A 13803-nucleotide genomic window follows, 5' to 3' on the forward strand; every position below is an offset into this window, starting at 1 on the left:
GTGCAAAATAGATGAAAATTTCAACGAAAGGCCGCTATGGCTTAACAATTATGATTGATCTTGCAAAAAAGTTTGGTGAAGGTCCGATTTCATTAAAATCAATTGCGCAGGCGCATGACTTATCCGAGCATTACTTAGAGCAATTAATTTCACCACTTCGTAACGCTCGTCTTGTAAAGAGTACGCGCGGGGCATATGGCGGATATGTATTATCTGATCAACCGGCTAACATTACAGCTGGGGATGTAATCCGTGTATTAGAGGGACCGATTAGTGTTGTAGAAATGATAGAAGAAGAAGAGCCAGCGCAGCGCCAGTTATGGATGCGTGTTCGTGATGCGGTGCAAGAAGTGTTAGATAGTACAACGTTAGAAGATTTAGTACGTTATGAGGAAGAAAATCACGGGGGCTATATGTTTTACATTTAATTCCTTGTGAAACGATTTGGAAAGAAGGAGATTTAATGGAACGCATTTACTTAGATCATGCTGCGACATCTCCGACTCACCCAGAAGTGGTCGAAAAGATGATTCCATATATGACAGAAATATTCGGGAACCCGTCTAGTATTCACTTTTATGGACGTCAAACTCGTCACACAGTAGATGAGGCGAGAAGAGTGTGTGCACGCAGCATTCATGCGAATCCGAATGAAATTATATTTACGAGCGGTGGTACAGAAGCTGATAATTTAGCGCTTATCGGTGTAGCACGTGCGAACCGTCATAAAGGTAACCACATTATAACGACGCAAATTGAACATCATGCGATTTTGCATACGTGCGAATTGTTAGAGCGTGAAGGGTTTGAAGTGACATATTTACCTGTCGATGAAACAGGGCGCATTCAAGTTTCTGACATACAAAAGGCATTAACAGAAGAGACGATTCTTGTATCTGTTATGTTTGGGAATAATGAAGTAGGGACGATGCAACCGATTGTGGAAATAGGAAAGCTGTTAAAAGAGCATCAAGCGTATTTCCATACAGATGCGGTACAAGCTTACGGTTTAGTAGAAATTAATGTGAAAGAGTTTGGTATTGATTTATTATCAATTTCAGCTCATAAAATTAACGGGCCAAAAGGTGTAGGTTTCTTATACGCTGGTGCAAATGTGAAATTTGAACCGTTATTAATAGGCGGAGAGCAAGAAAGAAAACGCCGTGCTGGTACGGAAAATGTGCCTAGTATTGCTGGGCTTCAGTATGCAATTCTTATAGCTGAAAAAACTCGTGAGCAAAAAAATGCCCAATATGAAGAGTTTAAAGATATAATGGTATCTGTCTTCAAAAATGAAGGCATTACTTTCGAGGTAAACGGAAACTTAGAACATCGCTTACCGCATGTACTTAATGTAAGTTTTACAGGAATGAACATTGAACCTTTCCTTGTGAACTTAGACTTAGCTGGCATTGCAGTATCAAGTGGTTCTGCTTGTACAGCTGGTTCGATTGATCCATCACATGTATTAGTAGCGATGTTTGGAAAAGACTCCGATCAAATACGTTCATCCGTACGCTTTAGTTTTGGACTTGGAAATACGAAAGAGCAAATTGAAAAAGCGGCGTACGAAACAGTGAAAATCGTGAAGCGATTAACACAAAATTAGCATGGGAGGTGACATGATGAACAAACTACCTCACGAAACACGCGTTGTCATCGGAATGTCCGGTGGCGTCGATTCATCTGTAGCAGCACTTTTATTAAAAGAGCAAGGTTATGATGTAATCGGAATTTTTATGAAAAACTGGGATGATACAGATGAGAATGGTGTCTGCACAGCAACAGAAGATTACAATGATGTAATTGAAGTGTGTAACCAAATTGGTATTCCGTATTATGCAGTAAACTTTGAAAAACAATACTGGGATAAAGTATTTACGTACTTCTTAGATGAGTACCGAGCTGGTCGTACACCAAACCCAGATGTAATGTGTAATAAAGAAATTAAATTTAAAGCATTTTTAGAGCATGCAATTGCGCTTGGTGCGGATTATGTGGCAACAGGCCATTATGCACGCGTTGCTTATATGGACGGCGAATATAAAATGCTTCGCGGTGTTGATGACAATAAAGATCAAACATATTTCTTAAATCAATTAAGCCAAGAGCAATTATCAAAAACAATGTTCCCATTAGGTGAATTAAAGAAACCGCAAATTCGTGAAATGGCGAAAGAAGCTGGCTTAGCGACAGCGGCGAAAAAAGATAGTACAGGTATTTGCTTCATTGGTGAGCGTAACTTTAAAGATTTCTTAAGTAACTACTTACCGGCACAACCAGGTGTAATGCAAACATTATCTGGTGAAGTGAAAGGGAAGCATGACGGTTTAATGTATTATACAATTGGACAACGTCATGGCCTTGGAATTGGTGGTAATGGTGATCCATGGTTTGCTGTTGGGAAAAATCTAAAAGAAAACATTTTATATGTTGATCAAGGATTCCATAACGAACTTCTATATGGTGATGAAGTTATTGCTACGAATGTAGGATGGGTAAGTAACAAAGAAAAAGAAACAGAATTTAAGTGCACGGCGAAATTCCGTTATCGTCAAGAAGACAATAAAGTAACGGTTCAAATCGTTGATGAAAATACAGTTCGTATTCTTTGTGATGAGCCAATTCGTGCAATTACACCAGGACAAGCAGTCGTTTTCTATGATGGAGATGAGTGCTTAGGCGGTGCTACAATTGATGAAGTGTACCGTAGTGGTAAGAAATTGGATTATTTAGGATAAATGAGAAGCCTCTGCCGATTAGCGGTTAGAGGTTTCTTTTACATAAAGCGAATTTTCGTTCGCTTGGAAAATACATTCTTTGTTATAATTTGTTGTAGAGGTGAAGGACATGTCAAACAAACTTGAAACAGGTATTCAATATATGCAAGAAGGAAACTGGGAAGAAGCAGCTAAAAATTTTACAGAAGCAATCGAAGAAAATCCGAAAGATGCGCTTGGGTACATTAATTTTGCAAATTTATTAGACGTATTAGGTGATAGCGAGCGAGCGATTTTATTTTATAAACGTGCACTAGAGTTAGATGATAAATCTGCAGCAGCCTATTATGGTTTAGGAAATGTATATTATGGCCAAGAGCAATTTACTGAAGCGAAAGCTGTATTTGAACAAGCAATGCAAGCTGGATTACAATCAGCTGATGTAACATTTATGTTAGGTATCACACATGTACAGCTTGGAAATGATCGTCTTGCACTACCATTCTTACAAAGAGCAACAGAATTAGATGAAAACGATGTAGAAGCTGTATTCCAGTGCGGACTTTGCTTCGCGCGATTAGAACACGTTCAAGAGGCGAAACCTTATTTTGAAAAGGTATTAGAAATGGATGAGGAGCATGCAGATGCGTATTACAATTTAGGTGTTGCGTACGTATTTGAGGAAAATAATGAGAAGGCTCTCGCTTTATTTAAGAAAGCAATTGAAATTCAGCCAGATCACTTTTTAGCGGGTAATGGCGTTCGTTTATTAGAGCAAGAAGCTGAATAAGATAAAAATATAGTTTAATGGGTAGTTATCCCTCATCTAAAAAGGTGGGGGATGTACTGCTCATTAAAGTGAAAATACCGGAAAGGAGAGGAAAAATGGGAAATCAACATGCAATGGATTTGTTTGAGGAAGAGAAAAAGTTTATAAAAGCGCAAGTTCTTCATACCATTTTCCACAACGAAGAAAACCTCTATTCCGTTGTCAGTATGAAAGTCATTGAAACGAATGAAACGTATGACGAAAAGAAAGTAATGATAAACGGTCATTTTCCCCGCATGCATGAAGATGAAGTGTTTACATTGACAGGTCATTTTAAGGACCATCCAAAGTATGGAAAACAATATATGGTTGAAACATTTAAAAAAGAATTGCCGCAAACAAAAGCAGGTATGGTGCAATATTTAGCGAGTGATTTATTTAAAGGGATAGGAAAGCGTACAGCTGAAAAAATTGTGGACCATCTCGGAGAACATGCTATTTCTAAAATTATGGATGACCCTGAGGCATTAAATGGTGTTGTTAATAAACAAAAGGCTCAGGAAATATATGAGACAATTGTTGAACATCAAGGGCTAGAGAAAGTAATGAGCTTTTTAAATGGCTACGGTTTTGGAACGAAACTTTCTATTAAGATTTACCAGCAATATAAAGAGATGACATTAGAAGTGATTCGTAATAATCCGTATCAACTTATCGAAGAAGTGGACGGGATTGGTTTTGGAAGAGCGGATGATATAGGGCGTGCGTTAGGGATATCGGGTAATCATGACGACCGTGTACGCGCAGGATGTTTTTACACATTAGAGAATGTCTCATTACAACTTGGTCACGTTTATATGAGGAAAGATCAACTTGTAAGAGAAACGATGTCACTTTTAAACAATCAAGAAGGAAGAGTGACTGAGGAAGATATTATAGGTTGTATTGAAACGATGCAAAGTGAAGGGAAAGTCATCATAGAAGAAGAACGAGTGTATTTAGCAACGTTATTCTACTCTGAGAAAGGTGTTGTAAAGTCTATTCGCAGGCTTATGAATCAAGAAGAAACACCTTCATTTCCAGAAGCAGAAGTGTTAAAAACGTTAGGTGAAATTGAAGAACAACTGAACGTACAATATGCACCGTTTCAGCAAGAAGCAATTCAAACGGCACTTCATAAACCGATGATGTTATTGACAGGTGGACCAGGAACAGGGAAAACAACAGTTATTAAAGGGATTGTTGAAATGTATGCATCACTACACGGGTTATCGTTAAATCCGAATGAATACAGTGATGATAATCCATTTCCAATACTATTAACAGCTCCAACAGGAAGAGCAGCGAAGCGGATGAGTGAATCGACAGGACTTCCAGCTTGCACAATTCACCGTTTACTTGGTTGGACGCCAGAAGGATCTTTCCAGCGTAATGAAACGGATCCTGTCCAAGGTAAGCTCCTTATTATCGATGAATTTTCAATGGTTGATATTTGGCTTGCAAATCAGCTATTTAAGTCGTTGCCGACGAACATTCAAGTTATCGTTGTAGGTGATGAAGATCAGTTGCCATCTGTAGGACCTGGACAAGTATTAAAAGATTTATTAAATGCAGGCGCAGTTCCGACAGTGAAGCTTACTGAAATTTATCGTCAAGCGGAAGGCTCATCAGTGATTCAACTTGCCCATGCGATAAAAAATGGAACTCTACCACCAGATTTAGCACAAAATCAAAAAGATCGTTCATTTATCGGCTGTACAGGAGCTCAAATTGTTGAGGTTGTGAAAAAAGTTTGTGAAAATGCTAAAACAAAAGGCTTTAGCGCAAGAGATGTACAAGTATTAGCACCGATGTACCGCGGGCCTGCTGGTATTAATGTATTAAACGAAGCGCTGCAACAAGTATTTAATCCGAAGAGGGAAAAGAGTAAAGAAATTGCTTACGGTGATGTTGTGTACCGAAGAGGCGATAAAGTACTGCAACTCGTGAATCAGCCGGAGAGCCAAGTGTTTAATGGTGATATTGGGGAAATTGTTTCGGTGTTTTATGCGAAAGAAAACGTTGAGCAACAAGATATGATTATCGTTTCATTTGATGGAATTGAGGTAACGTATACGAAGCCCGATTTAAATCAAATTACGCATGCATATTGTTGTTCCATTCATAAATCACAAGGTAGTGAATTTCCGATTGTTATTATGCCAATCGTGAAAAGTTACAACCGTATGTTACGTCGTAATTTAATTTACACGGGCATTACAAGAAGTAAGAAGTTCCTTATTATTTGCGGAGAGGAAGCAGCTTTCCAATCTGGTGTAAATCGCCTTGATGATGCAATGCGTCAAACAACCTTAGCTAGTCGCTTGCAAGAATCACAAGGAGAAGTACAGATGGTCACAGTTAATGGCGAGGAAATGGACGTGGAAAACATTTCACCGTATGATTTCATGTAACAAGGTGAAATTATATAGTGAAACTTTCAAACGCATAGCGTTGAAAGGCTCCAGTAAAATGTATAAATGAATGCAGTTTGGACATAATGGCGAATAGAATCTGGGAGACTGTAAGGAGATGAAAGCCATATGTTTATTTGTCCAAATTGCAAAGGGAAAGACATTGGAAAAATAGGTGTCAACCAATTTTATTGCTGGAATTGTTATATCGAATTATCGGTTTCAAAGGGGAAAATCCATACGCATCAAGTTGAGGAAGATGGTTCACTAAGCTCTCTTGATGATTTATTTGATGAGAATGAAAGAACGATCGGATAACGAAAAGGGGGATTTACTTTGAATCTACGCAATTCATTAATCGCATTAGGTGTTGGAGCTGCAGCATATCAATATGCTCGTAAGCAAGATGTATTTTCAAAACGCAATATGAAAAAAGCACGTAAGATGATTAAGTCTTACTTATAATCATTTCGATAAAGTGAAAAACTCCCTTGTAGACAAGGGAGTTTTTTTATGCACCCATATGCAAATAAAAAAGTCCGATCTCTGAGAAAAGATAAGATAGACCGTAGCAGCCAACGCCAAGTATTCCATACTGCCATAATTGCTTCGCTTTTTCTTTACGTGAGGAATGAATAAAGAACCCCTTCCAAATACCGAACCCGATACAAATCCATTCAAGAATCATAAAAAGTGCTGATAATCCAAGCATAAATAAAACCATAATTAGCCCTCCTGATTATATTAATTCATGCTGTATTCTCAGGGGTGGTTGTCCTTGTTATGTTATTTATATGTACGTCTTTAAAAAACAGTATGGTCCGTATGAAAAGATTTTAAAAGTTTCGCACATAACCTACCCCATTTATTTTCAAAATAAAGGTGGAGGAGGTTTTTCATGTGAAGAATCTTAAAATCATTTGGATATATCGTTTAGGATTATTGTTACTTGTTTTTCTTTGTCTGCTCGTCTTTTTAAAAATTAAGCCGCTATGGGCACCGATTATTTTTGTATTTAAAGTAGCAATCACGCCGTTTCTTATCGCGTGTTTTATTGCGTATTTATTGCACCCTTTAATTGAAAAAATTCATAAGGAAGGGATGCCCCGTACACTTGCCATTTTGCTCATTTATATCCTTTTCTTTGGCGGAATTGGTTATGGGATTTATAAAGGAACACCAGTCGTTATTAAACAGTTACAAGAGATTAATGAACAATTTCCGCAGTTTACAAAAATGTACGATTCGTGGATGGATGGCGTTACAGAACAAACGGCGAATTTCCCTTCGTTCATTCATGAAAAGGTGAAACAACTTTTTGTGGGTGTGGAAACGAAGATTCAAGCGCTTTTAAATAAAGTGATGAGTACAGCTCGTGGTGTACTCGATTCATTGCTCATTATTTTCTTAATACCGTTCATTGTATTTTACATATTAAAAGATTATGGTGAGTTTTATCATATCTTTTGGAAACTAGTCCCAAGTAAATGGCGAGGTACGGGGCAAATGCTTGCGAAAGAAATTGATAAATCACTTGGAAGTTATATTCGAGGACAGTTATTTGTTTGTTTAGTATTAGGGGGAGTATCAGCTCTTTCTTTTTGGTTTATCGGTATGAAATATCCATTATTGCTTGGCATTATTATTGGGGTAACGGATATAATCCCGTACTTCGGTCCTATTTTAGGAGCAATCCCGACGTTAATGATTGCAGCAACAGTATCAACGAGTTTACTTATTAAGGCGGGGATCACAATTGCGATTTTGCAATTTGTGGAGAGTAACATTTTATCGCCTTACATCGTTGGTAAGTCACTTCGTATGCATCCCGTTATTATTATGCTTGCCTTACTAGTTGGGGGAGAGGTAGCTGGGATTGTAGGGTTGCTAATATCGGTTCCGATTTTAGCAGTTATTCGCACTGTCATTGTTCATGTGAGACCGCTCTTGAAAAAAGAAGATGTGTAAGTATAGAAGCCCTCTATGTAAGAAATAGAGGGCTAATCATATATTTATTTAGAAAGCTGCTCGTGTATCTTTTGAACGAGGGAGCTCACATCATTTGTTTGAATATGTTTTATTTTTTTCCATTCGTTATCATACATAAATACAATTTGATTGTTGAAAAGACGCTTTTGTTCTTTTAGATTAGAAATTTTTGCGAAAGAGTACTCTTCAAATATTGGATTCTTACTTACATCTGGCCCATAAAAGAATAGCCTTTTGTTCGTTAAAATTAGCAATCCTGGCCTTGCGACGGAACGATAAATAAATATGTCTAATGAACATGCTGCGTAAAATAATATCGTTTCGTCAGTCGCTAATATGTTTTTAGCTTTGCTAAGTAAGGTTGTCATTGTGATCGCTCCTTTATTTTATTAACAATAATTTAATTATAACAAAAAAAGGTAATATTTAGAAATTTATATAAATTATTCTTATAAGGAGATTCCGATTTATTAATAAATGCATACTATATGAAAAGGCTGTTAAGAATGAATAGTAGAATACTTATGATTAATAAGTAATTAATCCAATATAAATGATTATCTACATTGACAAACTTAAGAGAATTCTATTATATTTAGTCATATAATACATTAAATCAATGACGGAACAAGTACGTTACAGTCCATTTATAGAGAGAAGCTTCCATATGGCTGAAAGAAGCTTTAAATGAAGGGTAACAGAAAGCTAATCCTGAGAGCAGCTAATCACTGCCGTCTTGCCACGTTACGGCACCATGAGGTGATGAATTGATTGTTATTGTAATCAATTCATAATTAGGGTGGTATCGCGAGTTAACTCTCGTCCCTTTTATAGGGACGGGAGTTTTTTATATTTAAGGAGGAAAATACAATGAAACAACTAACAGGCGCACAAATTCGTCAAATGTTTTTAGACTTTTTCCAAGAAAAAGGACATGCAGTAGAACCTAGTGCATCACTAGTTCCGCATGAAGATCCATCTCTTCTATGGATTAATAGTGGTGTAGCTACATTAAAAAAATATTTTGATGGACGTGTAATCCCACAAAATCCACGTATTACAAATGCTCAAAAATCAATTCGTACAAACGATATTGAAAACGTAGGGAAAACAGCTCGTCACCATACATTCTTTGAAATGTTAGGAAATTTCTCAATTGGTGATTACTTCAAAGAAGAAGCAATTACATGGGCTTGGGAATTCTTAACGAGCGACAAATGGATCGGATTCGATAAAGAATTACTATCAGTTACAATCCATCCAGAAGATGAAGAAGCATTCACAATTTGGAATGAGAAAATGGGCGTTCCAAAAGAGCGTATTATTCGCTTAGAAGAAAACTTCTGGGATATCGGTGAAGGACCAAGTGGACCAAATACAGAGATTTTCTATGACCGTGGAGAAGCTTACGGTAATGACTTTAGTGACCCAGAATTATATCCAGGCGGAGAAAACGAGCGTTACTTAGAAGTATGGAACCTTGTATTCTCTCAATTTAACCATAATCCAGACGGTTCATATACACCACTTCCTAAGAAAAACATCGATACAGGGATGGGTCTAGAGCGTATGACATCTATCGTTCAAGATGTGCCTACAAACTTCGATACAGACCTATTCATGCCGATGATTGGTGCAACAGAAACAATTTCTGGTGAAAAATATCGTAATGGCGATTTAGAAAAAGATATGGCATTCAAAGTAATTGCTGACCATATCCGTACAGTAACATTCGCTGTTGGTGACGGTGCTCTTCCATCTAACGAAGGCCGTGGTTATGTATTACGTCGTTTATTACGCCGCGCTGTTCGTTATTCGAAGAAATTAAACATCAATCGTCCATTTATGTTTGAATTAGTACCGGTTGTTGGAGAAGTAATGAAAGACTTCTATCCAGAAGTACTTGAAAAGAAAGATTTCATTGCGAAAGTTGTGAAGAACGAAGAAGAGCGTTTCCATGAAACACTTCATGATGGTGAAGCGATTTTAGCTGAAGTAATTGCAAAAGCAAAAGAAGAAAAAACAACTGTTATTTCTGGAGTAGATGCGTTCCGTCTATATGACACATACGGTTTCCCAATTGAATTAACAGAAGAATATGCAGAAGAAGCTGGCATGACAGTTGATCATGAAGGCTTTGAAAATGAAATGGAAAAACAACGTGAGCGTGCACGTGCTGCTCGTCAAGACGTTGATTCTATGCAAGTTCAAGGTGGTGTCCTTGGAGAAATTAAAGTAGCGAGCGAATTCGTTGGTTACGGTACAGTTGCAACAGAAAGTAACGTTGTTGCACTTGTGAAAAATGGCGAATACACAGACAGCTTACAAGCTGGTGAAGAAGGACAGTTAATTCTTGATGTAACACCATTCTATGCTGAGAGCGGTGGACAAATTGCAGACCGTGGTTACCTTCTTGCTGATGGCGTGAAAGTTCTTGTAAAAGACGTACAAAAAGCACCAAACGGCCAAAACTTGCATAAAGTTGTTGTCGAAGAAGGAACATTAACGAAAGATGCGGCTGTAAAAGCTATTATCGATACGAAAAATCGTAGTAGCGTTGTAAAAAATCATACAGCAACTCATTTACTACACCAAGCATTAAAAGACGTACTTGGAACACACGTTAACCAAGCAGGTTCTCTTGTAACTTCTGAACGTCTACGCTTTGACTTCTCTCACTTCGGTCAAGTACAAGCTGACGAATTAGAAAAAATTGAGCGTATGGTAAACGAGAAAATTTGGGAAAGTATTGATGTTGAGATTTCTCAAAAAGCAATCGAAGAAGCGAAAGAAATGGGTGCAATGGCATTATTCGGTGAAAAATACGGTGATGTTGTACGCGTTGTACAAGTTGGCGATTACAGCTTAGAGCTTTGCGGCGGTTGTCACGTTGATAACACAGCTTCTATCGGTATTTTCAAAATCGTTGCTGAGTCTGGTATCGGTGCAGGAACTCGTCGTATTGAAGCAGTAACTGGTAAGTCTGCATACGAATTAATGAACGATCAAGTAGGTTTATTAAAAGAAGCAGCAGGAAAAATGAAAACAAATCCGAAAGATATTTTAACAAGAGTTGATGGTCTATTTGCTGAAGTGAAACAACTGCAAAAAGAAAATGAATCTCTTGCTGCGAAATTAAGCAATATCGAAGCTGGAAACTTAACTGATTCTGTAATGACAGTTGATGGTGTGAATGTATTAGCAGCGAAAGTAAATGTTGCAGATATGAATAACTTACGTACGATGATGGATGATCTGAAAAATAAATTAGAGTCAGCAGTTGTTGTATTAGCGTCTGTTAATGACGATAAAGTAAACATCCTAGCAGGTGTAACGAAAGACTTAATTAGCCAAGGTTACCATGCTGGTAAACTTGTGAAAGAAGTAGCTTCTCGTTGCGGCGGTGGCGGTGGCGGCCGTCCTGATATGGCACAAGCAGGCGGTAAAAACCCAGCTCAAGTCGAAGAAGCTTTAGCATTTGTACAAGAGTACGTTAAATCTGTTTCAAAATAAAGAGATAGTAGTGTACAATGGTAGGGAGAGGAGAAGTTCTTCTCCCTATACTTACTATATAAGTGAGGTGCTTGAAATGGACGGTTTTGATAAAACAATGAAGTTTAGCATTCAAGATGAAAAACAGAGTGTCCATGTAAATGATGTACTTTTAACTGTGTATGATGCACTTCAAGAAAAAGGCTATAATCCGATTAACCAAATCGTCGGTTACTTATTAAGTGGAGACCCAGCATACATACCTCGCCATAAAGATGCACGTAGCATCATTCGCAAGCTTGAACGTGATGAGTTAATTGAAGAGCTTGTGAAGTCTTACTTGAAACATCATCGTGAGGAGTAGTTTATGCGGATATTAGGTTTAGATGTAGGTACAAAAACAGTCGGAGTTGCAATTAGCGACGAAATGGGCTGGACAGCACAAGGATTAGAAACAATTAAGATTAACGAAGAACGAGGTCACTTTGGTTTTGATCGTATTTCTGAGTTAGTAAAGCAGTACAATGTGGACAAGATAGTAGTAGGTTTACCTAAAAATATGAATGGTACAATTGGCCCGCGTGGTGAAGCGTGCCAACAATTTGCAGAAAACCTACGAGAGCTGTTACAATTAGACGTTGTAATGTGGGACGAGCGTTTGTCAACAATGGCAGCGGAACGTCTGCTCATTTCAGCCGATGTAAGCCGTAAGAAGCGAAAGCAAGTAATTGATAAGATGGCTGCAGTCGTAATCTTACAAGGATTTTTAGATAGTAAATAAGAGGTGACCAAAATGGAAGAAAATCAAATTACAATTGTAGACGAAAAAGGTAATGAACATTTATGTGAAATTATTTTCACTTTTGACGCTGAAAAATTTGGAAAAAAATCATACGTAGTCTTCTCTCCAATCGGTGAAGTAGACGAAGATGGAGACCAAATTTATGATGCAATGGCTTATGAGCAAAATGAAGAAGAGGGCGGAACTTTACTTCCAATCGAATCTGAAGAAGAGTGGGAAATGGTACAAGAAATGTTCAACACTCTAGCTGATGAGCAAGAAGCTGAATAATAAGTACTGAAAAGATGGACGACATACAGTCCATCTTTTTTTGTATTTATATGTAAAATGAAAGATTTTTTGTCGAAACTGTGTAAGTCTTTGTAGTATAATGAGACGGATTGTAGAAAAATAAAGTGTCAATTAAAAAAGATAAGTGAATTTTTAGCGTTTTTACATCGTGCTGTATAGAAAGGTGTACATACGGTCTACAATTAAGTAAGGAGGAAATGTTTTGATAGAGAATCAAGTGAAAAAGAAGCGTAGACGCATCTTTTTATTTTCGATTATTGCACTGCTTTTAGTTTGTGGTTCAGTCTATGCGTATATTTCATCCGCATTAGGACCAGTTGATAGCGGGAATAAAAAAGAGATTGAAGTAGAAATTCCGAAAGGATCATCTACAAGTAAAATTGGAGAAATTTTAGAAGAAAAAGGCGCTGTAAAAAACGGTACAGTTTTTAGTTTTTATACAAAGGCTAAATCGAAAAGTTTACAAGCAGGTACATATTTATTAAATCCTTCAATGAATGCTGAAGATGTGATCGAACAAATGTCATCTGGCAATGTGCATCGTCCGCCTCTTTATAAAGTGACGATTAAAGAAGGGGCGCAAGTAACTGAAATTGCAGAAACGATTGCGACAGAACTAAAGTGGAATAAAGATGATGTTACGCGTCAATTAAACGATAAAGCATTTATTCAAAAAATGCAGCAAAAGTATCCGAAGTTATTAACGGATAAAATCTTTGATAGCAATATTAAATACCCATTAGAAGGTTATTTATATCCTGCAACGTATTCGTTTTATAAGAAAGATACGACGTTAGAAGAAATTGTAATTCCAATGCTTGAGAAAACAAATGCAATCATTGTTCAAAATGAGGCGAAAATGAAAGCGAAGAATTGGGATGTTCATCAGCTTTTAACATTATCTTCACTTATTGAAGAAGAGGCAACTGGTTTTACAGATCGTCAAAAGATCTCTAGTGTCTTTTATAATCGTTTAGCAAAAGGTATGCCGCTTCAAACGGATCCAACGGTATTATATGCACTTGGAAAGCATAAACAACGTGTATTATACGAAGATTTAAAGGTCAACTCACCGTACAATACGTATGTTGTAAAAGGATTACCGGTAGGGCCGATCGCAAACTCTGGTAAACATTCAGTAGAAGCTGCGTTAGAACCTGCGCAAACAGATTATTATTATTTCTTAGCTGCACCAAGTGGTGAAGTGTACTATGCGAAAACATTAGAAGAGCATAATGCATTAAAGCAAAAATACATTACGAAAAAATAGTGAAATGGGGAGGGATA

The 13803-nt window shown here is 37.4% G+C and carries 15 protein-coding genes and 1 other annotated feature; of the genes, 13 read left to right on the plus strand and 2 right to left on the minus strand.

The genetic code is table 11. The annotated features are described in order from the left end of the window. Positions 1-11: 11 nt before the first annotated feature. The 7 genes from cymR to ACTFR8_RS10730 all read left to right on the plus strand — a co-directional run bounded on the left by cymR (position 12) and on the right by ACTFR8_RS10730 (position 6407). Positions 12-428 carry a cysteine metabolism transcriptional regulator CymR gene (cymR, locus tag ACTFR8_RS10700; RefSeq protein ID WP_000704116.1) on the plus strand — a complete coding sequence of 139 codons (417 nt, stop codon included), beginning with the start codon at positions 12-14 and terminating at the stop codon, positions 426-428. 35 nt (positions 429-463) lie between these two features. Further along, positions 464-1609 carry a cysteine desulfurase family protein gene (locus tag ACTFR8_RS10705; RefSeq protein WP_000439893.1) on the plus strand — a complete coding sequence of 382 codons (1146 nt, stop codon included), beginning with the start codon at positions 464-466 and terminating at the stop codon, positions 1607-1609. Positions 1610-1625: 16 nt separating this feature from the next. Next, positions 1626-2741 carry a tRNA 2-thiouridine(34) synthase MnmA gene (gene mnmA, locus ACTFR8_RS10710; protein ID WP_001038010.1) on the plus strand — a complete coding sequence of 372 codons (1116 nt, stop codon included), beginning with the start codon at positions 1626-1628 and terminating at the stop codon, positions 2739-2741. A gap of 109 nt (positions 2742-2850) precedes the next feature. Next, positions 2851-3510 carry a tetratricopeptide repeat protein gene (locus tag ACTFR8_RS10715; RefSeq protein WP_000066407.1) on the plus strand — a complete coding sequence of 220 codons (660 nt, stop codon included), beginning with the start codon at positions 2851-2853 and terminating at the stop codon, positions 3508-3510. A gap of 95 nt (positions 3511-3605) precedes the next feature. Beyond that, positions 3606-5942, plus strand: a complete 2337-nt coding sequence (recD2, locus tag ACTFR8_RS10720) for an SF1B family DNA helicase RecD2 (RefSeq protein ID WP_000528086.1) — start codon at positions 3606-3608, stop codon at positions 5940-5942. Positions 5943-6071: 129 nt separating this feature from the next. Beyond that, the gene (locus ACTFR8_RS10725; protein WP_000469281.1) at positions 6072-6260 is read left to right on the plus strand and encodes a hypothetical protein; all 189 of its coding nucleotides are present in this window, start codon (positions 6072-6074) and stop codon (positions 6258-6260) included. Positions 6261-6278: 18 nt separating this feature from the next. Then, the gene (locus tag ACTFR8_RS10730; protein WP_001053553.1) at positions 6279-6407 is read left to right on the plus strand and encodes a YrzQ family protein; all 129 of its coding nucleotides are present in this window, start codon (positions 6279-6281) and stop codon (positions 6405-6407) included. A gap of 46 nt (positions 6408-6453) precedes the next feature. Here the strand turns inward: ACTFR8_RS10730 and ACTFR8_RS10735 are convergent, their stop codons facing one another. Then, the gene (locus ACTFR8_RS10735; RefSeq protein ID WP_000242535.1) at positions 6454-6666 is read right to left on the minus strand and encodes a hypothetical protein; all 213 of its coding nucleotides are present in this window, start codon (positions 6664-6666) and stop codon (positions 6454-6456) included. A gap of 176 nt (positions 6667-6842) precedes the next feature. On the opposite strand from ACTFR8_RS10735, the gene ACTFR8_RS10740 reads away from it, so the two are divergent. Next, positions 6843-7910 carry an AI-2E family transporter gene (locus ACTFR8_RS10740; RefSeq protein ID WP_000793128.1) on the plus strand — a complete coding sequence of 356 codons (1068 nt, stop codon included), beginning with the start codon at positions 6843-6845 and terminating at the stop codon, positions 7908-7910. A 44-nt stretch (positions 7911-7954) separates the two neighbouring features. Here the strand turns inward: ACTFR8_RS10740 and ACTFR8_RS10745 are convergent, their stop codons facing one another. After that, entirely contained in the window at positions 7955-8299 is a 345-nt protein-coding gene (locus tag ACTFR8_RS10745; RefSeq protein WP_000209579.1) for a PH domain-containing protein, read from the minus strand. Between the two features lie 242 nt (positions 8300-8541). Continuing rightward, positions 8542-8761 (plus strand) — a binding site (T-box leader). A 40-nt stretch (positions 8762-8801) separates the two neighbouring features. Between ACTFR8_RS10745 and alaS the strand changes: the two genes are divergently transcribed. From alaS to mltG, 5 genes are all read left to right on the plus strand, one after another. Beyond that, complete coding sequence (alaS, locus tag ACTFR8_RS10750) at positions 8802-11444, plus strand: alanine--tRNA ligase (RefSeq protein WP_000811825.1); 2643 nt, start codon at positions 8802-8804, stop codon at positions 11442-11444. Positions 11445-11520: 76 nt separating this feature from the next. After that, positions 11521-11787, plus strand: a complete 267-nt coding sequence (locus ACTFR8_RS10755; RefSeq protein ID WP_000348590.1) for an IreB family regulatory phosphoprotein — start codon at positions 11521-11523, stop codon at positions 11785-11787. A gap of 3 nt (positions 11788-11790) precedes the next feature. After that, positions 11791-12204, plus strand: a complete 414-nt coding sequence (gene ruvX, locus ACTFR8_RS10760) for a Holliday junction resolvase RuvX (protein WP_001221193.1) — start codon at positions 11791-11793, stop codon at positions 12202-12204. 12 nt (positions 12205-12216) lie between these two features. Next, positions 12217-12495: a DUF1292 domain-containing protein gene (locus ACTFR8_RS10765; RefSeq protein ID WP_000392247.1), complete on the plus strand. Its 279-nt coding sequence runs from the start codon at positions 12217-12219 to the stop codon at positions 12493-12495. 223 nt (positions 12496-12718) lie between these two features. Continuing rightward, positions 12719-13786 (plus strand): endolytic transglycosylase MltG, encoded by a 1068-nt coding sequence (gene mltG, locus ACTFR8_RS10770; RefSeq protein ID WP_252209696.1) that lies wholly within the window; start codon positions 12719-12721, stop codon positions 13784-13786. The last annotated feature ends 17 nt before the right edge of the window (positions 13787-13803 follow it).

The organism is Bacillus cereus group sp. MYBK15-3 (genome assembly GCF_051916765.1).
Classification (GTDB): domain Bacteria; phylum Bacillota; class Bacilli; order Bacillales; family Bacillaceae_G; genus Bacillus_A; species Bacillus_A cereus.

What these genes read in the sequence shown, in the direction of transcription:
- cymR (WP_000704116.1), top strand. Translation starts at nt 12, where the DNA reads ATGAAAATTTCAACGAAAGGCCGCTATGGCTTAACAATTATGATTGAT.
- ACTFR8_RS10705 (WP_000439893.1), top strand. Translation starts at nt 464, where the DNA reads ATGGAACGCATTTACTTAGATCATGCTGCGACATCTCCGACTCACCCA.
- mnmA (WP_001038010.1), top strand. Translation starts at nt 1,626, where the DNA reads ATGAACAAACTACCTCACGAAACACGCGTTGTCATCGGAATGTCCGGT.
- ACTFR8_RS10715 (WP_000066407.1), top strand. Translation starts at nt 2,851, where the DNA reads ATGTCAAACAAACTTGAAACAGGTATTCAATATATGCAAGAAGGAAAC.
- recD2 (WP_000528086.1), top strand. Translation starts at nt 3,606, where the DNA reads ATGGGAAATCAACATGCAATGGATTTGTTTGAGGAAGAGAAAAAGTTT.
- ACTFR8_RS10725 (WP_000469281.1), top strand. Translation starts at nt 6,072, where the DNA reads ATGTTTATTTGTCCAAATTGCAAAGGGAAAGACATTGGAAAAATAGGT.
- ACTFR8_RS10735 (WP_000242535.1), bottom strand. Translation starts at nt 6,666, where the DNA reads ATGGTTTTATTTATGCTTGGATTATCAGCACTTTTTATGATTCTTGAA.
- ACTFR8_RS10745 (WP_000209579.1), bottom strand. Translation starts at nt 8,299, where the DNA reads ATGACAACCTTACTTAGCAAAGCTAAAAACATATTAGCGACTGACGAA.
- alaS (WP_000811825.1), top strand. Translation starts at nt 8,802, where the DNA reads ATGAAACAACTAACAGGCGCACAAATTCGTCAAATGTTTTTAGACTTT.
- ACTFR8_RS10755 (WP_000348590.1), top strand. Translation starts at nt 11,521, where the DNA reads ATGGACGGTTTTGATAAAACAATGAAGTTTAGCATTCAAGATGAAAAA.
- ruvX (WP_001221193.1), top strand. Translation starts at nt 11,791, where the DNA reads ATGCGGATATTAGGTTTAGATGTAGGTACAAAAACAGTCGGAGTTGCA.
- ACTFR8_RS10765 (WP_000392247.1), top strand. Translation starts at nt 12,217, where the DNA reads ATGGAAGAAAATCAAATTACAATTGTAGACGAAAAAGGTAATGAACAT.